This window comes from Maritalea sp. S77 (assembly GCF_049801075.1).
GTDB lineage: Bacteria > Pseudomonadota > Alphaproteobacteria > Rhizobiales > Devosiaceae > Maritalea.
In genome coordinates this window covers 546534-568112 of record NZ_JBNAGG010000001.1, presented here as the reverse complement: position 1 = coordinate 568112, position 21579 = coordinate 546534, and the positions used below count along the sequence as shown (strand labels likewise).

Sequence of the window (21579 nt, the reverse complement as noted above, 5' to 3'; positions counted from 1 at the left end):
AAAAAGGGCACGTTGAGGATGAACTTAGCGTGCCCTTTATTTAAATGCGAGAACCGCTAGCGCAAGCTGGCTTCGATATTGCCGCCGTCAACGGTCATAATATGCGCGGTGGTGCGGGCGGACAAAGCCAACGCCACAAAGGCATCCGCCACATGGCTTGCCTCAACTTCACGCTTCAGCAAATTGCCTGCCATATAGCTTTCCGCGCTGATATTGCGTGACTTTGAACGGCTTTCGATAAACTCGTTTGTCAGCAGGCCAGAGCGAATGCGGTCTGCATTAACGCCATTGACGCGAATGCCCAACTCGCCCAGCTCAAGCGCAAATTGCTTTACCAAGAAGAAGGTAGCCGCTTTCGGCAAACCATAGGCGCCAAAATCTTTGCCCGGATTAACCGCCTGCTTGGACACGTTGAACAAAATCTGCCCACCAGCGCCTTGCACCTGCATCACTTTTGCAGCGGCTTGCGCGATTTTCTGGTGAGAGAAGAAGTTCAATTCAAAGCTGTTGCGCAATGTGTCCTGATCCATATCCAACATGGATTTTGACCACGCAGCGCCTGCATTGCTGACCAAAATATCAATGCCGCCAAACCGCCGTACCATTGCGTCCACCGCCTGTTGCGGGCCTTCAGCGCTGCACAAATCAATCACCGCGCCATCATGGTCCATGCCCAAACTGCCAAGTGCAGTCATGAGGCTATCTTGATCGCGGTCCACCAAAAAGATGTTCGCGCCCTGGTCTTTGAAAGCTTTGGCCGTGGCCAAGCCGATTGCACCTGCGCCGCCCGTGACCAACACGGCTTTGCCCTGCAATGGTTTTGGCTTGGCCTTGCCCAATTTGGCCTGCTCCAATGACCAATATTCCATATCAAACAGATCATCTTCTTTGATCGGATAAAAGCCACTATTGGCTTCGGCCCATTCCATCACTTGAATGGTCTGCGTGCCCAAATCAGCCGCAATGCGCGCAGCGGATGCATTGGCACCGGCGCCGATCAAGCCAAGGCCAGGCACCCAGAAAAGGTTTGGCGTTGGCACCAGCATGGTTTTCTTGTCGCTCACCCGCGCATCCTGTCGGGCGAAATAGGCTTTGTAGCTTTCCACAAACGCATCAATGGCGGCATCCACGCTGGCTTGGTCGTCACTGGCGATAATGGTGGGGAAGCCCTTGGTGCGGATCACATGGTCTGGCGTGGCAACGCCGCGCTTGGCCAAATCGCCCAAATCATCGCGGGTCAAAAAGCTCAGAAATTGATCATTGGCGCGCAAATCCAAAAAGGGAGCTGCCTGATCCTGATTGCCCGTATGGGCCTTCATAGCGCGGGCGAGGCTGGCGCGAATTTTTGGCAAAATGCTCTTCGCGCTGATTGTTGAGCTGGGTGCTGCTGCGGGCTGTGCGGCACGCGCATTAAACCAAGCTTCAACCGCACTCACATGTTCAACCATTAACTCATAAGAGCTTTTGGCGTCTGGTCCGAATGTGAAGTGGCCATGATTGATCAAATGTAGCCCTTCAACATTTGGGTTTTGATCAAAAATATCGGCCGCGACCTTTGCCAGCTCGAAGCCGGGCATGATGTAAGGCACCAGCGCGACCTTATCGCCAAAAATCTCTTTCACCACCTCTTCCACATTCGGCATATTGGCCAAGGCCAACATGGCTGTGGCGTGGGTGTGATCAACAAATTTATGGGGGATATAGGCGTGCAGCAATGTCTCTACCGACGGATTTGGTGAAGTGCTGTCCAGCAAATTGGAGCGCTGCAAATTCACCATATCTTCATCAGACAGGGCAGGCAGTTCGCGCAGCTTATTGAGCGGTTCAATTTGCACACCAGGCAGGCCCGCCGCTTCAATGGTTTCAAGATCCCAACCACTGCCTTTAACGTGCAACACATCAATCTCATCGCCAAAAATATTGGCGCGTTTGACCTTAACAGACGTGTTGCCACCCCCATGCATAACCATGTCAGGGTCTTGACCAATCAATCGGGATGTATAAACCCTCAATGCCAGTTGACGATCTGCTTCCTCTGGGCCAGCATTATCGAGAAAAGATTGCGCGTCTTGTTCGTTCCAGAGATTTTTTACCACGAGGCCGTCCGTCCAATTTTTAGGGATGATTTTTTGTAATTTGACAAATGTTAGTGACATCTGTCAAATAGAAAAAAGAGGGGAATTATGGCATACGGCAAAAGGCGGGCTTCTGGCCAGGTGAGTGGTGATGAAATTGTGGTGGAAGCCGCATGGCTTTATTATCATGATGGGCTGAACCAAAATGAAATTGCCGACCGGCTGGATGTATCACGCGCCACTGTGGTCAATTATTTGCAGGAAGCGCGGGAGAAAAATTACATCCGCGTCACCATGGCACCTGATGTGTTTATGGGCCATAAGCTTTCCCACCAATTGCGCGAAAAATTTAACCTGAAAGCCGCCTTCATTGTGCCCAATGGGCAGGGCGATATTCAAGCGCGACTAACCCGCGCGGCGCGGGGCGCGGCAGAGTGGTTGCCTGACTTGGTGGCACCCGGCGACAAGTTGGGCGTAGCGTGGGGCCAAACCATTTATGAAATGGCCGAACTGCTGGTTTCCTCTGCTAACGTGACCATCCCTGACGTGGAAGTGGCGCAATTGGTCGGCTCCATGGCAACGCCATATGGCTTTACCGCTGAAATCTGTTCCGCCCATCTGGCACAAGGACTTGGCGCTGCCTGCATCAATTTGCACGCCCCAGCCATTGTGACTAATGTGGAATTGGCGCGGCAATTGCGGGCTGAGCCGATCATCAAAAATCAATTGGCGGCCTTGGAACAATGCAACAAAGCAGTGTTTGCCGCCGGCTCCGTCAATGCCAATTCTCATGTGGTGATGAGTGGCATTGCCACCGAAGATGATTTGAAAACCTATGTCGATAAGGGTGCATGCGGTGTGCTGTGCGGCCGCTTTGTAGATCAAGCGGGCAAGCCTGTGCATGGGCCGTTGGACGACCGGATGATCGGCATTGAGTTGGAAAAACTCACTCACCTCGAAACTGGCTTGCTGGTTTCCGTTGGGGAAGATAAGGCGCAAGCCATGGCGGCGGTGATGAATGGGGGCTATGCCACCCATTTGGTGACAGATGCTGAAACGGCGCAGCTTATCCTCGCGCTAGACTAAGCAGAACAATCCAAGTCAGATTGAGAAAAAAGGGCGCAACCTGAGTTGCGCCCCTTTCGCATTTATTCCTGCTCAGGGAATAGGCTTTTAAGACCTTCATTGGATGCGGCACAAACACCGCGCTCTGTGATCAAACCTGTGATCAACCTTGCAGGTGTTACGTCAAAGGCGGGATTGCCGCCTGGTGTCGCGTCCGGTGAAATTTGCACCCAATCACGCTCGCCATTTTCCAGCTTGCCATAAACATGGGTCACTTCACGGCCATCGCGTTCTTCGATTGGAATTTCCTTCACGCCATCATTCACGGTCCAGTCGATGGTAGGTGAGGGCAGGGCCACATAGAACGGCACATTATTGTCCTTAGCGGCCAGCGCCTTCAAATAGGTGCCGATCTTGTTGCACACATCGCCTTGCGCGGTGGTGCGGTCTGTCCCCACAATCACCATGTCCACTTGCCCATGCTGCATCAAATAGCCGCCCGCATTGTCGACGATCAAAGTGTGCGGCACCCCATGGCTTGCCATTTCCCAACTGGTCAATTGTGCGCCTTGGTTGCGGGGGCGGGTTTCATCCACCCACACATGCACTTTAAGGCCTTTTTCAACCGCGTGATAAATGGGCGAGGTGGCGGTGCCCCAGTCCACAGTGGCGAGCCACCCCGCATTGCAATGAGTTAAAATATTGATCGTTTCACCAGGGGCTTTCTTCGCCGCAATCTCTTCAATGAGCTTGAGGCCGTTTTGGCCGATGGCGCGATTGATCTCTACATCTTCATCGCAAATTTCAGCCGCCAATTTATAGGCTGCAGCCGCCCGTTCTGCTGGCGCAATGGCGCTGAGGTGGGCTTTGGCGCGGTCCAACGCCCAGCGCAAATTGATAGCGGTGGGGCGGGTTTCGTTCAAAATTTCCCATGAAGCATCAAGATTTTGATCTGATGGATCATTGGCCATAGCCAAAGCCATGCCGTATGCCGCAGTTGCGCCAATCAAGGGTGCACCACGCACCCACATATCTTTAATGGCCACAGCCGCATCTTCACGTGATTTCAGCTCCACCACTTTCAACTCGTGCGGCAATAAGCGCTGCTCGATGATTTTGACGGTCTGTTGATCATCCCCCAACCAAATGGAGCGATAATGAGTGCCATCTATTTTCATAGGAAATTGTCCTTTCTGACCGCGCGCGCAAGCTCGGCGATTTGATGTGGGGATTTATAAGCGTCACGTGAAATCACGATTTGACGGCCAAACTGCAAAGCCCGTGCCTCGCAAGCGGCGCGCAAATCCGCGTCCTCAATGCTGTCGAGCTCCATAATGTGGGCAAGGCCCAAAATGCGGCGGTGCATCTCAATACCGCCAAAGCCTAGCGCATCTGACCAGATTTGATTCAAGCGATCAGTGAGCGCCTGTTCAGATGCAAGATTGTGGCCCTGATCTTCATAAAGTCGTTTGTCGTAAAGAATGCCGGTGCGCTCCGTGCGCCACAAATGGCTGAACTCTTCTTCAAAATGGTGCCAGATGTCGCACGTAACATCCAAAATCCATTGCGCATAATCATCACGCGCGCCTTTAGACGCTTCATGACCATCCTGCGCGAAGAACGCCATATAGAAATTGCCCAGCAACATGCCAATGTCGAAACCGATGGGGCCGTATGTGGCAAATTCAGGGTCGATCACCACTGTGTCACTTTCGGTGACCATAATAGAGCCTGTGTGCAAATCGCCATGCAGCAGCGTTTCAGCATTGTTGCAGAATTTGGCTTTGAAATGCTGGGCCGCAACTTTCATGTCGATGTCAGCGCGCAAGCTCGCCACAATCCCATCCAATTGCGGGCTGGTGTGGCGGTTCATCTCTGCATCGAAATATGGATCGGTGAACACAAGATTTTCGGTGATGTCACACAGTTCAATATTGTCTGCGAAAAGCGCCAGATCTTTTTTGCGCTCTTTGGTGTCCATGGACAGATCAGAAGCTCGGAACAGGGTGCGGGCACAAAATTTGCCCATCACTTCGGCCAGATTGTCGTGCTTGATCCCGTCGCGCAAGCTGTTGCGCAATATCACATGCGGGGTCATGAACTGCATCACGATCAGCGCTTGCGATTCGTCAAAATGATAAACCTCAGGCACATCTTCGGGGGCATATTTAGCTTGCCGGATCAGCGCGTGATACTCAAAGAAAGCCCGCTTTAGGGGCAAGGGCCAGCTGTCGCCCACCAACCGCACATAGGGCAGGGCCTGCTTCACAATCGCTTGGCCATTTGGGCCGGTGACAATAAAGACCAGATTGAGGTTGCCATCGCCAACTTCTTGTGCCGACCAGCTTGCCGCATTAGGCCCAACTTTTTCTTTCAAGATCTCCAAATGGCCAAGTTTTTCGCCAATTGTGTCTACATTTAATGGTTCATATGGATTGCTCACAATATCCTCCCAATGCGCTGGTCACACTAACAAATTCAGGGGTTAGGGTGACATGGCAAGCGCAAAACGCCAAACACATATTGCCCCATGATTTGCAATTTAAATGTCAAATGTCAATAACGTTTGACATTTGATGCGAAATGCATTTATCGTGCCGCTATCGGAGGAGTTTATGGCTGGAATACCCATCAAAATTCGCGGGCTCGAAAAGCGTTTTGCGGCCAATCGTGTGCTGCGCGGCGTGGATTTAGATATCCCTGCGGGCAAAGTAACAGTGCTGATGGGCGCCAATGGGGCGGGCAAATCCACCTTGGTCAAAATCATCTGCGGGCTTTATGCCGCCGATGCGGGCCAAGTTGAATTGAACGGAAAGCCCTTCGCACCAACCACACCTTCTGAAGCGCTGCAAGCGGGCATTGTGACCGTCCACCAAAATATCAATGATGGCGTGGTGCCGGATTTGGATGTGGCGTCCAACCTGATGTTGGATTGGCTGGCCAACCCGAAAAGCGCGCCCGTGCTCAACCCCCGCAAAATCCGCCGTTCGGCGGAAGAAATTGCCGCAAAGTTGGGCCTCAATTTCGATATGAACATGATGGTGAGTGATCTCACCCTGGCGGATCGGCAATTGGTGGCTATTGCCCGCGCCATGGCGCACGAGCCGAAATTGATGATTTTGGACGAGCCGACCAGCTCGCTCTCCGCATCAGAAGCCGAACGGCTTTTCGCGCTTGTCGATAAATTGCGCGAAGGCGGCGTAGCCATTCTTTATATTTCTCACCGCATGTCGGACATTCGCCGCGTGGCCGACCGTATCGTTTCCATGCGCGATGGCACCATTGTGGGCCAATATGAAACCGAGCCTCTCGATTATGAGGGCGCGGTAAATGATATGCTTGGCCACACCATGACCGATGTAAACATCGCGGTGCAGGCGCCGGGTGAAAAAGTGCTGGAGCTGGAAAATCTGCAGCTTAAGCCTGAGAGCAAGCCGATCAATTTAACAGCGCACCGCAATGAGGTGATTGCAATCACCGGATTGGTCGGCGTGGGCAAAACCCAACTCACGGAAGTGCTGTTTGGCCAATTGGCCCCAGCAGGTGGCACGGTGACGTTGAAAGGCAAAAGCTACACCCCGCAATCGGCGCGCGATGCCATCAATCAAGGCGTGTTTTTATGCGCGAAAGATCGCGGCACCAATGGTGTGGTGCAAGATTTTGACATTAACCGCAACATTACGCTGCCTTTTCTTTCTAGCTTGTCGACGCTTGGCTTTGTGCGCCGCCGTTCTGAGTATCGCATTACCAACGATGCCATCAGCAAGTTGGGCATTGTGTGCCAGAGCGCCAATGACGATATCGGTACACTTTCTGGCGGCAATCAGCAAAAGGTAATGGTGGGCCGCTGGCTCTCGCACCCCAGCGATGTGTTGATTTTGGACGAGCCGTTCCAAGGCGTGGACATTGCCGCCCGGCGCGACATTGGCGCGAAACTGCGCGAAACCGCGAAGGATCGGGCGACCATCGTTTTGGTGGCTGAGCTGGATGAAGCCTTAGAGATTGCCGACCGCATTTTGGTGATGGCTGAATTCACCATTGCCGGCGAGCACAAAAACGAAAATGTCGATGTGGACCTGATCTTGGAGCAAGTTTCAGGCGCGGCGGCACCACAAGATCTACAAGAACAAAAAGAAGGGGCTGCTCGATGAGCGAAACCCGTGTGAACAAAAAATCCATGTCACTGACAGATTATGCCATCCGCTATGGCTTTGTGGCCCTGCTGGTTGGCCTTGTGGTCTATTTCAGCGTGGCGGCAGAAGGTTTTGCCAGCCCTTATAGCGCGGTGTTCATTTTCCAATCTGTAGCGATTACGGGCATTTTGGCCCTCGGCGTTACTGCAACATTGGTTGTGGACGGGTTTGACCTTTCCATCGGCGCGGTGGCCACGTCGGCCCTCATGCTTTCCGCCTATGTGATGGTGGTGATGGAACAAAGCGCGCTGGTGGCTGTAGTTGCCTGTTTGCTGATGGGCGCACTGGTGGGCTTGATCAATGGATTTTTGATTGTGCAAATGCGGGTGCCAGACTTGTTGGCTACTTTGGGCATGATGTTCTTGCTGATCGGTTTGCAGCGCATCCCAACCGAAGGCCGTTCCATCGCGACAGGCATGAGCTTGCCCGATGGTTCAACGGCGGCTGGCAGCTTCTCGCCTGAGTTTTTGGCCCTTGGCCGTCACCGGTTTGATTTTTTCATCGACAATCTGATCCCGGTTTCCGTGGTCTTTTTGGTGGTGATCGCCATCGGCATTTGGCTGTTTCTTGAATATACCCGCTATGGCCGCGTGATGTATGCGATCGGGTCGAACCAGCGCGCGGCAAGCCTCGCAGGCGTGCCAGTGAAGAAATACAAAATCATCGCCTATATGATTTCTGGTGTTTTGGCTTCTGTTGGCGGCATCTTGCTGGCGGCACGCTTGGGCCGCGGCGACATCGCCTCAGGCAACAATTTGCTGCTCGATTCTGTGGCGGCAGCGCTGATCGGTTTTGCCGTTTTGGGCGCAGCGAAACCAAACGCGTTCGGCACCGCGGTGGGTGCGCTTTTTGTCGGCATTTTGCTGCAAGGCCTCACCATGATGAATGCCCCTTATTACACCCAAGATTTTGTGAAAGGCGGCGTGCTGGTTGTCGCGCTCATGTTCACATTTGCACTTTCAAATAGACGCTAGGTCCGACCACCCTAGAGCCTTAACAAAGCGGTCGATTAAATCGGAGGAACCAAATGAACTTAACAAGACGCATGTTTGCTAAACTGCTCGCAGGGGCTTCCCTTGCTGCATCTAGCTTCGTAGGCTTGGCCCATGCGGCCGACATGCCTGCGCCATTTGATAATGCTGGCGATGTGAAAATCGCGTTGGTGCGTTATTTGTCTACAGGTGACTTTTTCCAAGCTTATTTGTCAGGCGTTGAGCGCCAGTCAGAAGCATTGGGCGTAGATTTGCGCGTGCTCGACAGCCGCCAAGATGCAGCCTTGCAGGCCGACATGGTGGACCAAGCGATCGCATTGGGCGTTGACGGCATCATCGTACAGCATGGTTTGACTGAATCTATGCAAGAAGCAGTGCAGCGCGCTGTGGATGCAGGCATCAAAGTGGTGGCTTTCGACGTAAACGTTGAAAACCCGGCCGTGCCGCAAATCGAGCAATCTGACCGCGACTTGGCCCGCTTGGCTTTGGAGCAAGCGATTGCTGACAATGGCGAAAGCTGGAAAGCTGGTTATGTTTATGTGCCAGGCATTGCACCGCTCGATCGCCGCAACGAAACATGGGTAGAGTTTAAAGAGCGCTATCCTGGCATCGACGAAAAAGCCCAGTTCGGCACATTGGACAACCCAATCGCCAACTCAAACGCCAACCAAGCCCGTTCAGTTTTGTCTGCAAACCCAGATATCACCGTGATGTTTGCGCCATATGACGAATTCGCCAAAGGCGTGAAGATCGCTGTTGACGAAGCAGGCATGTCAGAGCAGGTGAGCATCTATTCTGCTGACGTTTCAACATCTGACATCGCAGCAATGCGCGAGCCAAACAGCGCGTGGAAAGCAACTGCAGCAACCAACCCAGCTGTGGTGGGTGAAGTTTCTGTACGTGCATTGGCGATGATGTTGGCTGGTGAAAATCCAGGCGCAAGCGTTGTGGTGCCACCAACCTTGATCACGCAAAAAGATCTGTTGGAAAAAGACATCAAAAATATGGAAGAGCTGAGCGCGAAATTGCCACAGTTCGCCCATGCGCCAGTGGCTGTGCCTGAATGGATGCCACTGCCATAATTTAAGGATCTAACCTTAAAAAGACGCAACCCTTTGACTGGGGCGATCTGTCGGGCAGCACCCGTAGGTCGCCCCATTTTTCTTTGGAGACCAATATGCTCAAAGGCATAGATGCAAAACTGTCCGCCCACCTTGTTTATCTGATGATGCAAATGGGACATGGCGATGAGATCGCCATTGTTGACGCTAACTTCCCGGCGCATTCAACCGCACTTGAAACCGTTTCTGGCGAACTGGTTGACCTGCCTGCGATGGACGCACCAACGCTGATTGAGGCGATGATTTCGCACTTTCCCTTGGATGAATTTTACGATTTTGCCGCGTGGCGCATGGAAATTGACGGCGCGCCAACCGAGATGGGCGAGGTGCACAGCCAAGTGTTTACGCTGTTGGAGAAAGCCAAACCAGAGGGCGCCAAATTGGGTTCACTCGAACGCCAAACCTTCTATCAGCAAGCCAAAAATTGCTTTGCCGTTGTACGCCTGGGCGAGATGCGTCCGTTCGGGTGCTTTATCTTGCGCAAGGGCGTGATTTTTTAGCTATTTTGCAGCGCTTCGATCTTTATTTATCAAATGTTATATGATACTGACATTAGTAATAATTGATGTATTCACGCCAACTTTGATTGGGGAATCTGGTGAAGAATAAAAAAACCACTGAAGAAGTCGCGTTGGGCATTCGCCGCCGCGTTTTTGAACATTCCATGCGCAACAATGGTGGCTATTTGAGCCAAGCTTGTTCCGCTGCTGAGCAGTTGGCGTGGCTATATAATGAAGCCCTGAATTTGGGCGAACCCACCATGCCCATGATCCCGCCTCCATTTGGCGGCGTGCCAGCCCCCGGTAATGATGACTATGTGACCGGCGCGGGCTATAACGGCCCGTTTGAGCCGCAATATGATCGCCTGTTCATCGCGCCAGCGCACTATGCTTTGGTGGCCTATGCCACATTGATCGAGGTGGGGCGCATGGCCGAAGAAGGGCTGGAAATGTTCAATAAGGATGGCTCGTCAGTTGAAATGATCGGCGCCGAACATTCCCCTGGCATGGAAGTGCACAATGGTACATTGGGCATTGGTCTTTCTACTGGCGCGGGCCTTGCCTATGGCCGCCGATTGCGCGGCGACAGCGGCGAAGTTTGCGTGTTCATGTCAGACGGTGAAGTGCAAGAAGGCCAGACATGGGAAGCCATTCAAGCCTGTGCACACCACGGCATTGATAATGTGTGGGCCATTATGGATGTGAACGATCAGCAATGTGACGGCGCCATGTCTTCTGTGATGGAAGTGCGCGACATCGCCACCAAAATGCGCGCCTTTGGCGCCACCGTGGTGGAAATTGACGCCCATGATTTGAACGCCATGCGCGAAGCCAAAGCTGAGCCCCATGAAGGTCAGCCATTGATTATTCTTGCCCATTCCTCGCCTACCAAAGGCATGGAATTCTTGCAGCGGCGCTTCCCGCGTTTGCACTATGTGCGCTTCAAGTCTGAAGAAGAACGCGATGAGATGAACCAATCTATCGCCAAAGAACTGGGCATCGAACCCGTTCAATTTGACACGCATTAAGGGAGTAAACTGAGATGGTTGAAATGGTAACGCGCCCTTATGCGAGCGCTTTCGAAAAATACGCACTGGCCAATAAAGATGTGGTCTGCATGTCTGCAGATTTGACATCGTCTTGCGAAATTGATGGCTTCCGCGATCGGCACCCTGAGCAATTTATGTCCATGGGCATGGCAGAGCAAAATATGATGAGCTTTGCTGGCGGTTTGGGCCTTGCAGGCTATCGCCCGTTCATTCACACCTTTGGGGTGTTCACCTATCGTCGGCCTTATGACCAATTGATGGCTTCTATCGCTTATCCGCGCCGCAAAGTGCGGATTATGGGCTTCTTGCCCGGCGTCACCACACCCGGCGGCATGACCCACCAAGCAATTGAAGATATTGCCATTATGCGCGCCATGCCCAACATGTCGATTTTGGAAACAGGCGATGCGACAGAGGTGGAAAGCCTTTGCGAAGCGGCAGACTCAATCGATGGTCCGGTTTATTGTCGTGTGTTGCGCGGCTCGGTGCCGCGCTTGTTCGATACGCCAATCAAGGTTGGCGAAATGCGCGAACTTTCCACCGGTGATGATGTGCTGGTGGTGACCGCAGGCATCACCACAGAAGAAGCCCTGCGCGCCAAAGCCGCGCTGGCCGGGGCGGGTGTTTCCATTCGTCATTTGCATCTGAACACATTGAAGCCGTTCGATTCCAAGCGTTTGCTTGACCATTTGCAATCGGTCAAACATGGCGTGATCACCTTGGAAAACCATGTGATCAATGGTGGCATCGGGTCGCTAGTGGCCGAAACCATTGCTGAAGCAGGCATTGAGAAAAAGCTGGTGCGCCTTGGCCTGCAAGACACCTATGCCCATGGCGGATCGCGCCCCTATTTGATGCGCTATTATGGCTTGGATGCATTGGCCTTGGTGCGTGGCATTGAAGGACTGATGAACATCGAAACCAATATTGATGCGGACGATTTGGATGCAGTGCGTGTTGATGCGGTGCACTCAAGCGCGAAAGCGGAGGCGCTTTAAGCCATGGATCGGATGCGCGTCACCTACCAAATTGATGCCCAAAGCAATGATGAAGCCCTGGAACGGGCGCACAATATCGCTTTGGAACAAACTGTTGAGATTCCGCGCGACGTGGTGCCGCAAGGTTTCATCGAAGATGAGATTTTGGGCAAGGTGGAAAGCTGTGGCCTAGCCAGCGACGGGCAGTTTGAAGCCGTGCTGTCTTACAGCCCGGAAAGCGTTGGCACAGAGCTGACCCAATTGTTCAATGTGGTGTTTGGTAACTCCTCAATCCAAAAGGGATTGCAAGTCACCAACATTGATTTGGGCACGAGCCTTTCCAAGCAGTTCCCCGGCGCACGCTTCGGCATCAAGGGCGTGCGTGAACGTTCTGCCACGCCAAAGGGCGGGTTGATCTCGCCTGTATTGAAACCGCAAGGCTCTAGCGCAGACGAACTAGCGGAAATTGCCTATCTGTGTGCGGTAGCCGGGGCCAACATCGTGAAAGAAGATCATGGGCTTGTGAACCAGCCTGCCGCACCGTTCAAAGAACGGGTGGAAAAGATTTCCAAAGCCGTGGAACGCGCGAACAAAGAAACCGGCCAAAGCTGTCTCTATTTGCCAAATATTGGCGGACATTTTGCTCACCTGATCGAAGATGCGCAGTTCGCTAAGCAAGCGGGCGTAGGCGGCATTTTGCTGATGCCGGGGCTTTTGGGCTTTGACATCGTCAATCACTTCGCCCGAGATGCAGCATTTGATTTGCCGATCATGACCCACCCAAGTTTCTTGGGACCATATGTGTTGTCAAATGACACAGGCTTCACCCATGCCATCATGTTCGGCCTGTTGCAGCGCCTCGCCGGATCTGACATTTCGGTGTTCCCAAATGTAGGCGGTCGCTTTGGATTCTCGGTCGCGGAATGCACTTCCATTGCGAATGCATGTCGCGCGGCGGATGGTATTGGCCAACCGATTTTCCCAAGTCCGGGTGGCGGCATGTCTAAAGATCGTGCGGGTGATATGCTCAACATGTATGGCGACGATGTGGTCTATCTTTTGGGCGGCAGCTTGCTGCGTTATGGCGATAAAATCGGCGAAGGCATAAAAGATATGCGCGCCGCACTGGAAGCCGCACGGTAAAATGCTCGCGCCCGCGTATCATTTATTCTAAATGTTGTGCGTGCGAGGGGGCACAGCGCGTCGCCAAAATAATCTCACAATTTTGCGTCCGAGAACTCTTTTTGTACGCTTAATTTTTGTGAGTACGAAAACCGCCAACATCATACAATCGATATGATTCTATGAACGAAGTTTTCCATTTAAGGTATTGAATTTATTGAAATATATTTTTGAAAATATTTGAATACAATTTTCGGTTGACTCTTTCTGGAACTCGCTCTACCGTTTTTAAACAGCATATTTTGGCAATGAAGCCCCACCCCTGATCGTACCTTGGATTGCGTTCAGCGGTGGGGTTTTTTGTTTGGGGAGGAACAATGTCAAAGCAAATTCCAATTGGGCTTTTGTTCTCGGTCACCGGCACTGATAAGAACATTGGCATTGACGCTTTGGACGGCGCCATAATGGCGCTTGAAGAGGTGAATGCTGACCCCAATTTTGACTTTGAGTTCGTTCCCCATGTGCGAGATCCGGGCGATAGCCTGTCACTGTTTCGTCGCTATGCAGATGAATTGCTGACCGAACATAATTGCCGCAACATTATCGGCACGGTCACCTCATCTTCGCGCAAAGAAGTGATCCCAGTGGTGGAAAAGCATGACGCGCTGCTGTGGTATTGCTGCCCCTATGAAGGGTTTGAGAGCTGCGAGAACGTCATCTATATCGGCTCCACACCGAGCCTGCACATGGTGCCGCTGTTTGAATATGTGGTGCCACGCTTTGGGGCGAATGCCTATATTGCGGGGTCCAATTATATTTGGGGTTGGGAAACGGGCAGGGTGGCCCGCGAGCTGCTGACCGCCTGCAAGGGGCAAGTGCATGGGGAGCGCTATATCCCCATCGGGTCGGAAGATATTGGGCGGCTGATTGACGAGATTGAGCAAAAGCGCCCGGACTTTGTGATCAATAATCTGATCGGCAATTCCAGCTACGCGTTCTTCGATGCCTACAAAAAACTGGGCGAGCGTGATCCGTATTTTCTGCCGGAAAACTGCCCAATCGTCAGCTGCAACATCACCGAAGCAGAGATCGACTCCATCGGCGTGGAGCAGCTGATTGGACATTTCACCACGGCAGTTTATTTCGAAACACAGCCCAACGCTGAAAACCAAATCATGCTGGATGCGGTGCATAAGCGCTATGGTGAAGCGCGGCGCGGCTCCACCTATATGGTGTCGAACTACACGGCGATCAAAATGCTCGCATCCGCGATTAAAGATACGGACAGCGACCGCATCAATGAAGTGCGCTCAAACCTTCATGCCCGCAAATTTGATACGGCGCTTGGGCCATTGAAGATTGATCAATGGACCAACCATGCCGCCTTGCGCCCGGGCGTTGGCAAGTTTGATGGCCTTGGGTTTGAGATTGTCGCGGCGGCAGATGAGCTAGTGGAAGCTGACCCATATTTCGTACATTTCGAAGCGAAGGATTTCGCGCGCAAGATTGCTGATAGCCAAAAAACGACCCCGCATTTGAGGGTGGTGAAATGAGCAATTTCAACACCCCCAATTTTAGAGGCTGGCGCGCGGTGATTGTGCATCGCCACAGCGAAAATATGGATCGGCTGGTGCGTCAGCTCGCCCGATTGGGCATTGAGGCTGAGTTGGTGTGGCCTTCACTTGAAGGCGTCGAAAGCGCGGACATTGTGTTTTTCGATGGGGACAACGCTTATGACGGTGTGTTCCCTTGGCCAGAGGGGCATGCGCCCGTGCCGATGATCGCCTTGATGGGATCAGAAGCGCCAGGGCGGCTTGAATGGGCATTACGCCAAGGCGTTTCTGCGCATCTGCTCAAGCCGATTGGTTCTGGCGGCGTATTCTCCACGCTGGTGTTTGCTGTGGCCAACTTCAATCAGCAACAACAAATGGCTGCCGAAATTGCGGAAATGAAGAGCAAAGCACGGTTGCGACCCATGGTGGTGCGCACGGTGATTTCCATCATGCAGCAATATGGGGTGGATGAAGATGCCGCCTATAAACTGATCCGCGATGAAGCGATGAAGCGGCGGCAAAGTGTCGAGGCTTTGTGTGAAGCGGGTTTTTTTGACCCCGGAAATGGCCATCACTCGCCGCCCAAAAACAAAAGAAAACAGACAGGTTCAAGGTAATTTATGTCGGTCCTGCGCCAGATTTTAGCCAGACCCCTCGCGGTTTTTGGCCTTCTCATTGTGCTTATTACTGTGATTTTCGCGGTGTTTGCGCCATGGCTCACCCCCTATGAGCCAGACGCGCAAATGTTTGATGGTCTCACCCTAGAAGGGGCGCCGTTGCCCCCGAGCAGCAAGTTTTGGCTGGGCACAGATTTGCTGGGTCGCGACCTGTTTTCTCGCTTGGTATATGGCGCTCAGACTTCTTTGATCATCGGCATTGTCGCGAATGGTGCGGCGGTGACGATTGGTGCTTTGGTTGGTATTACGGCAGGTTTTTTCGGTGGCTGGGTTGGTGCCATTCTGATGCGTTTTACTGATTTGATGATGGCGTTTCCCGCTTTGCTGCTGGCCATTGTATTGGCCGCAATTTTCAAACCCAGCCTGTGGATCGTGGCGCTGGTGATTGCCATGGTGAACTGGGTGCAGGTGGCGCGGGTGATCTACACCCAAGCGGTGTCGTTGTCGGAGCGTGATTTTATCACCGCTGAACGCAGCCTTGGCGCAAGTTCTGGCCGTATTCTCTTCCATCATATTTTGCCGCATATGGTGCCAACATTGTTGGTGTGGTCCACTTTGGGCATTGCCACCACCGTGTTGTTGGAAGCGACGCTGAGTTATCTCGGCGTTGGCGTGCAGCCCCCCATTCCGAGTTGGGGCAATATCATCTTTGAAAATCAAACCTATTTCACTTCAGCCCCATGGCTGGTGTTTGTGCCGGGCATTGCCATTGTCATGTTGGCGCTCGGGTTCAATCTGGTCGGTGACGCCTTGCGCGACATTCTAGACCCCACATTAAAGGGGAAAAACTAAGATGTACGCTTATGTTATCCGTCGCCTGATCGAAGCTTTTCTGATCCTATTGGGTGTCAGTTTCATCACTTTCATTCTGCTCTATCTGGTGCCAGCCGATCCGGCGCGGCAGATTGCGGGGCGCAGCGCAACAGCGCAGACTGTCGAGAATATTCGTGAACAGTTGGGGCTTAATTTGCCGTTCTATGAGCAATATTGGCGCTATCTCGTCAATTTGCTGCAGGGCGACTTTGGACGTTCTTATTTGCAAAAATCGGAAGTGGGTGAATTGATCGCCGCACGTCTGCCCGCCAGCTTGCTGTTGATGGTGGCCGCCATCTGCACCGAACTGGTGATGGGCGTTTTGATCGGCGTGGTCGCCGCCATTAAGCGCGACACGCCGCTGGATAAGGGCTTGATGATCTTTTCCTTTGTCGGTGTGTCCGCCCCACAATTTGTGGTCGGTATCCTGCTGCTCTATGTATTCGCGGTCCAGTTGGAATGGTTCCCCATTGGCGGCTATGGCACCTTTGCTCACATCGTGCTGCCCGCGCTCACCCTAGGGGTGCTGGGGACGGGCTGGTATTCCCGCATGATGCGCTCATCGCTGATTGATGTGATGACGCAAGATTACATCCGCACGGCGCGTGCCAAAGGCATGCCGCGTATGCGCGTGATTTTCCGCCACGCGTTGCCCAACGCCTTTTTGCCCATCATCGCTATGATCGGCATTGATATCGGCTTCTTCATGAGCGGCATTGTGGTGGTGGAATCTGTCTTTGGCTGGCCGGGCATTGGGCAACTGGCATGGCAAGCCATTCAACGGGTCGATATCCCAATCATCATGGGCGTCACGCTGGTTTCAGCCTGCGCGATTGTGTTGGGCAATCTGGTCGCTGACCTGATTGCACCCTTTGTCGACCCAAGAATCAAACTGAAATAGAGAATTAAACTGAAATAACAAAAGCTTCCAAGAGGAGGGAGGAACCTAAAATGAACTTGAGAAACAAACTATTGGCAGGTGTCGCTGCAACGGCGATGACCCTTGGCGCAGGCACAGCCCTGGCCGACAATATGGGCGGCAACATCACTGTCACCTATAAAGATGACGTGTCCACTTTGGACCCGGCCATCGGTTATGACTGGCAAAACTGGTCGATGATCAAAAGCCTTTTTGATGGCTTGATGGATTATAAGCCCGGCACAACCGAGTTGGTGCCCGACTTGGCTGAAAGCTACACCATTTCTGATGATGGTCTTGTCTATACCTTCAAGCTGAAGCCGGGTGTGAAGTTCCACAATGGTCGCGAATTGGTGGCTGCTGATGTGAAATACACATTGGATCGTGTGGTAAATCCTAAAACGCAAAGCCCCGGCGCTGGATTCTTTGCAGCGATTGACGGCTTCGATGCGGCGTCAGCGGGCGACGCTGAAGGCCTGTCTGGTGTGAATGCTGTGGATGACCAAACGGTTGAAATCACCCTGTCTCGTCCCGATGCGACCTTCTTGCATGTGATGGCGCTTAACTTTGCACATGTTGTGCCAAAAGAAGTTGTTGAAGAACATGGTCAGGATTTCGGTAAGCACCCTGTGGGCACTGGTGCCTATGAGATGACAGACTGGACCTTGGGGCAGCATGTGATCTTCTCGCGCTTTGACGATTATCACGTAGAAGGCTTGCCAAAGCTTGATCAAATCACTTTTGAAGTGGGGCAGGAGCCGATTGTGGCCCTGTTGCGCTTGGAACGTGGCGAGATCGACATTGCTGGCGACGGTGTGCCGCCTGCGAAGTTCCTAGAAGTGACAGGCAATCCTGAATATGACGGCTCTATCGTTGAAGGTAGCCAGTTGCACACAGGCTACATCACCATGAACACGCAAATGGCACCTTTCGATAATTTGAAAGTGCGTCAGGCCGTGAATATGGCGATCAATAAGGACCGTATTGTGCGCATTATCAATGGTCGCGCGGTGCCTGCCAACCAGCCATTGCCGCCATTGATGCCGGGCTATGATGAAAGCTATGAAGGCGTCAAGTTTGATCCAGATGCGGCCAAGGCCTTGTTGGCTGAAGCTGGGTTTGCAGATGGGTTCACCACTGAGCTTTATGTAGCCAACACCGATCCACAGCCGCGTATAGCGCAAGCCATTCAGCAGGATTTGTCCAATATTGGCATTAAAGCTGAAATCAAATCATTGGCCCAAGCGAACGTGATCGCTGCTGGTGGTGAGAAAGACCAAGCGCCGATGATCTGGTCTGGTGGTATGGCCTGGATTGCCGACTTCCCCGATCCATCAAACTTCTATGGTCCGATTTTGGGTTGTGGCGGTGCGGTGCCGGGCGGCTGGAACTGGGCTTGGTATTGTAACCCTGAGTTGGACAAGCGTGCGATTGCAGCTGATGCAATGGCTGACCCATCACAAGCAGAAGCGCGGATTGAAGAATGGAAGAAAATCTTCACTGAAATCCAAGATGAAGCCCCTTGGGTGCCTGTGTTCAACGAACAGCGTTTCACCATTCGGTCGAAGCGGTTGGCCGGGCCTGAAGGTATCTTTGTGGATCCCGTGCACATTCCGGTTCACTATGACCATGTCTATATTTCTGAAGGCAACTAAGGAAAAACTCTATGTGTAACGCGCCGGATTATACCATCCACCGGCATCACCATCACTTTGGCTGGGACAATTCTATTGTCCCAGTTCAAACGGTTGCGCCGGGCACAACGCTTGAATTTGAGTGTATTGATTCATCTGGCGGGCAAATTACGCCAGAAAGCACAACAGCAGATATTGCCAAGCTGGACTTTGCGAAAATTAATCCGGTTTCCGGCCCAATCTTTATTGATGGGGCAGAGCCGGGCGATGCGATTAAGGTGAAAATTGAGGGCTTTGGGCCTTCAGGTTTCGGCTGGACGGCCAATATTCCAGGCTTTGGCCTTTTGGCAGATCAGTTTGAAGAACCTTCCTTGCAGCTATGGCATTATGATAAAGATAAATTAGGCACTTCGGCCTATGGGCCGGGTGGACGTGTTCCGCTAAAACCATTTGCGGGCACCATTGGGCTTGCACCGGCAGAACCGGGCGAACATTCGGTTGTGCCGCCAAGGCGCATGGGCGGTAACCTAGATATTCGAGACCTTGCGGCGGGGACCGAACTTTATCTCCCAGTGGAAGTGGCAGGTGGACTGTTTTCCATGGGAGATACCCATGCGGCCCAAGGGGATGGCGAAGTGTGTGGTACGGCAATTGAAAGCCGCATGAATGCCATTGTTACCCTTGATCTGGTGAAAAATGCCAATCTGAATATGCCGCGGTTTACCACGCCCGGACCAGTGACCAATCATTTGGATCAAAAGGGCTATGAGGTCACCACAGGCATCGGTTCTGATCTGATGGAGGGTGCGCGCAACGCCCTGTCTGGCATGATCGATCTGTTGTGCGCACAGCACAATATGAACCCGGTGGATGCCTACATGCTGTGTTCAGTGTGTGGTGATTTGCGTATCTCTGAAATTGTGGACCAACCCAATTGGGTCGTCTCCTTCTATTTCCCGCGCATTGTATTTGAATAGGGTGGTCCCCTTAGGGGCCATCCACATTTTGGGCAAAAATTATGCAACAAAAATCGCACCCTATTTTGGATGTTCAAGGCGTTTCCATTTCCGTGAAAACGGATGACGGTTTGAAACAGGTGGTCAATCAATTCACCTATCATGTGGATGCGGGGGAAACCCTTTGCATCGCAGGTGAATCTGGCTCCGGCAAATCCATCACATCACTGGCGATTATGGGGCTTTTGCCCAAAAGCTCGGCCATGGTGACCGCGGGCAAAGCCGTTTTGGATGGCGAAGATTTGTTGCAGATGCCGGAAAAGCGGCTGGAACATGTGCGCGGCAATGATATTGCCATGATCTTTCAAGAGCCGATGACTTCGCTGAACCCCGTGATGACCATTGGCGATCAATTGCGGGAAGTGCTGCGGTTTCATAAAAGCATGGATGGAGGCGCGGCAGACGCGCGGGCGCTGGAGATGCTCGAAGCTGTGCGCATGTCAGAAGCGAAAAAGCGGTTGGAGCAATATCCGCATGAATTGTCAGGTGGGATGCGCCAGCGGGTGATGATTGCCATGTCGCTTTTGTGCAGCCCAAAGGTGCTGATCGCGGACGAACCCACCACCGCGCTGGATGTGACCATTCAAGCGCAAATGCTGTCTTTAATGAAAGAGTTGCAGCGCGAATTTAACACCGGCCTGATTTTGATCACTCATGATATGGGCGTGGTGGCTGAAATGGCTGACCGCGTGCTTGTGGTCAATCGGGGCGAAATGGTGGAAGAGGGTGATGTGAACGCCATTTTCTCTGCGCCGAAGCAGCCCTATACTCAAGAATTGCTGGCAGACCTGCCTAAGCTCGGTTCCATGCAGGGCACAATCAAAGAACTTGCTGTACCAGAAGCTGAGCGCCAATTGGCGAAAGATCATCCCTTATTGAAGGTCAAAGATTTGACTGTGCGGTTTGACATAATTGGGGGCGTGTTGCGGCGACCAGTTAAGCGCGTGCACGCGGTTGAAAAAGTCTCGTTTGATCTGCGGGCAGGCGAAACTTTGTCGCTGGTAGGCGAAAGTGGCTGCGGCAAATCCACCACGGGCAGGGCGCTGCTTAATCTGGTGGAGTGGCAGGGCGAAATTGAACTGGACGGGCAAAGCACCCGCACATTGTTCAAGCAAGACCCAATGGCCGCGCGGCGGCAAATTCAAATGATTTTTCAGGACCCCTACGCGTCCCTTAACCCACGCATGAGTGTAGGTGATTTGGTGGGTGAACCCCTCGTCATCCACCAAATCGGCACATCGGCTGAGCGTAAGGAGCGTGTGGCCGATTTGTTTAGGCGCGTGGGTTTGTCGCCAGATCAGATGGATCGCTATCCGCATGAATTTTCTGGCGGCCAGCGTCAGCGCATTTGCATTGCACGCGCATTGGCATTGAACCCGAAAATCATTGTGGCTGATGAGAGCGTTTCTGCATTGGACGTAACAGTACAGGCTCAAGTTTTGGATTTGCTGCAGGAACTGCAGGAAGAAATGGGACTTTCTTATATTTTCATCTCGCACGATATGGCCGTTGTAGAGCAAGTTAGCCACCGCGTTGCGGTGATGTATATGGGGCAGATCGTTGAGATTGGCTCACGTGAGGCCGTGTTTGAGAACCCAGCACATGACTACACAAAAGCCTTGCTAGAGGCTGTGCCCATTCCAGACCCACAGATTAAGCGTGAACGGTTATTGATGACCGGCGGAGAAATCCCAAGCCCCGTACACGGACTGGATTATCAACCGCAATATGTCGATTTGAAACATATCAAAGCTGAACATTTTGCGGCTGTATAGGTCATTGCCGGTCAAACATTTTCGCAATGTCGTAGGATGACTTGAAAACCCGATGCATTAAAATACCCGGGCGATGAACCCGGGTATTTTGTTGAAGT

The 21579-nt window shown here is 52.6% G+C and carries 18 protein-coding genes; 15 read left to right on the top strand and 3 right to left on the bottom strand.

Going from position 1 to position 21579, the window contains the following annotated elements:
- Nucleotides 1–56 precede the first annotated feature (56 nt).
- Nucleotides 57–2096 (bottom strand): bifunctional aldolase/short-chain dehydrogenase, encoded by a 2040-nt coding sequence (locus tag ACP15Y_RS02620; protein WP_424981449.1) that lies wholly within the window; start codon nucleotides 2094–2096, stop codon nucleotides 57–59.
- Nucleotides 2097–2183: 87 nt separating this feature from the next.
- On the opposite strand from ACP15Y_RS02620, the gene ACP15Y_RS02615 reads away from it, so the two are divergent.
- Nucleotides 2184–3161, top strand: coding sequence for a sugar-binding transcriptional regulator (locus tag ACP15Y_RS02615; RefSeq protein WP_133573687.1), 978 nt, complete (start codon nucleotides 2184–2186; stop codon nucleotides 3159–3161).
- A 62-nt stretch (nucleotides 3162–3223) separates the two neighbouring features.
- Here the strand turns inward: ACP15Y_RS02615 and mtnA are convergent, their stop codons facing one another.
- Together mtnA and mtnK are read right to left on the bottom strand one after the other, a co-directional pair.
- A complete protein-coding gene (gene mtnA, locus ACP15Y_RS02610; RefSeq protein WP_424981448.1) occupies nucleotides 3224–4318 on the bottom strand; it encodes an S-methyl-5-thioribose-1-phosphate isomerase in 1095 nt (364 codons plus the stop codon).
- Nucleotides 4315–5583 carry an S-methyl-5-thioribose kinase gene (gene mtnK / locus ACP15Y_RS02605; RefSeq protein WP_424981447.1) on the bottom strand — a complete coding sequence of 423 codons (1269 nt, stop codon included), beginning with the start codon at nucleotides 5581–5583 and terminating at the stop codon, nucleotides 4315–4317. Before mtnK ends, mtnA begins: the two co-directional genes overlap by 4 nt.
- Before the next feature lie 172 nt (nucleotides 5584–5755).
- On the opposite strand from mtnK, the gene ACP15Y_RS02600 reads away from it, so the two are divergent.
- The 14 genes from ACP15Y_RS02600 (at nucleotide 5756) to ACP15Y_RS02535 (ending at nucleotide 21481) form a co-directional block, all read left to right on the top strand.
- Nucleotides 5756–7291, top strand: coding sequence for a sugar ABC transporter ATP-binding protein (locus ACP15Y_RS02600; protein ID WP_424981446.1), 1536 nt, complete (start codon nucleotides 5756–5758; stop codon nucleotides 7289–7291).
- A gap of 26 nt (nucleotides 7292–7317) precedes the next feature.
- Nucleotides 7318–8307 carry an ABC transporter permease gene (locus ACP15Y_RS02595; protein ID WP_424982445.1) on the top strand — a complete coding sequence of 330 codons (990 nt, stop codon included), beginning with the start codon at nucleotides 7318–7320 and terminating at the stop codon, nucleotides 8305–8307.
- A gap of 53 nt (nucleotides 8308–8360) precedes the next feature.
- A complete protein-coding gene (locus ACP15Y_RS02590; RefSeq protein ID WP_424981445.1) occupies nucleotides 8361–9407 on the top strand; it encodes a substrate-binding domain-containing protein in 1047 nt (348 codons plus the stop codon).
- Nucleotides 9408–9502: 95 nt separating this feature from the next.
- Nucleotides 9503–9946, top strand: coding sequence for an RbsD/FucU family protein (locus ACP15Y_RS02585; RefSeq protein WP_424981444.1), 444 nt, complete (start codon nucleotides 9503–9505; stop codon nucleotides 9944–9946).
- Nucleotides 9947–10044: 98 nt separating this feature from the next.
- On the top strand, nucleotides 10045–10974 hold the full coding sequence (locus tag ACP15Y_RS02580) for a transketolase (RefSeq protein WP_424981443.1): 930 nt from the start codon (nucleotides 10045–10047) through the stop codon (nucleotides 10972–10974).
- Between the two features lie 14 nt (nucleotides 10975–10988).
- The gene (locus tag ACP15Y_RS02575; protein WP_424981442.1) at nucleotides 10989–11993 is read left to right on the top strand and encodes a transketolase family protein; all 1005 of its coding nucleotides are present in this window, start codon (nucleotides 10989–10991) and stop codon (nucleotides 11991–11993) included.
- A gap of 3 nt (nucleotides 11994–11996) precedes the next feature.
- On the top strand, nucleotides 11997–13115 hold the full coding sequence (locus ACP15Y_RS02570) for a RuBisCO large subunit C-terminal-like domain-containing protein (protein WP_424981441.1): 1119 nt from the start codon (nucleotides 11997–11999) through the stop codon (nucleotides 13113–13115).
- A 356-nt stretch (nucleotides 13116–13471) separates the two neighbouring features.
- Nucleotides 13472–14647, top strand: a complete 1176-nt coding sequence (locus ACP15Y_RS02565; RefSeq protein ID WP_424981440.1) for a transporter substrate-binding protein — start codon at nucleotides 13472–13474, stop codon at nucleotides 14645–14647.
- Complete coding sequence (locus tag ACP15Y_RS02560; RefSeq protein WP_424981439.1) at nucleotides 14644–15264, top strand: ANTAR domain-containing response regulator; 621 nt, start codon at nucleotides 14644–14646, stop codon at nucleotides 15262–15264. Before ACP15Y_RS02565 ends, ACP15Y_RS02560 begins: the two co-directional genes overlap by 4 nt.
- A 3-nt stretch (nucleotides 15265–15267) precedes the next feature.
- A complete protein-coding gene (locus ACP15Y_RS02555) occupies nucleotides 15268–16116 on the top strand; it encodes an ABC transporter permease (RefSeq protein ID WP_424981438.1) in 849 nt (282 codons plus the stop codon).
- Between the two features lies 1 nt (nucleotide 16117).
- Complete coding sequence (locus ACP15Y_RS02550) at nucleotides 16118–17038, top strand: ABC transporter permease (RefSeq protein ID WP_424981437.1); 921 nt, start codon at nucleotides 16118–16120, stop codon at nucleotides 17036–17038.
- Nucleotides 17039–17094: 56 nt separating this feature from the next.
- A complete protein-coding gene (locus tag ACP15Y_RS02545; RefSeq protein WP_424982444.1) occupies nucleotides 17095–18711 on the top strand; it encodes an ABC transporter substrate-binding protein in 1617 nt (538 codons plus the stop codon).
- Nucleotides 18712–18722: 11 nt separating this feature from the next.
- A complete protein-coding gene (locus tag ACP15Y_RS02540) occupies nucleotides 18723–19667 on the top strand; it encodes an acetamidase/formamidase family protein (RefSeq protein ID WP_424981436.1) in 945 nt (314 codons plus the stop codon).
- Between the two features lie 41 nt (nucleotides 19668–19708).
- Complete coding sequence (locus tag ACP15Y_RS02535; protein WP_424981435.1) at nucleotides 19709–21481, top strand: ABC transporter ATP-binding protein; 1773 nt, start codon at nucleotides 19709–19711, stop codon at nucleotides 21479–21481.
- Nucleotides 21482–21579 lie beyond the last annotated feature (98 nt).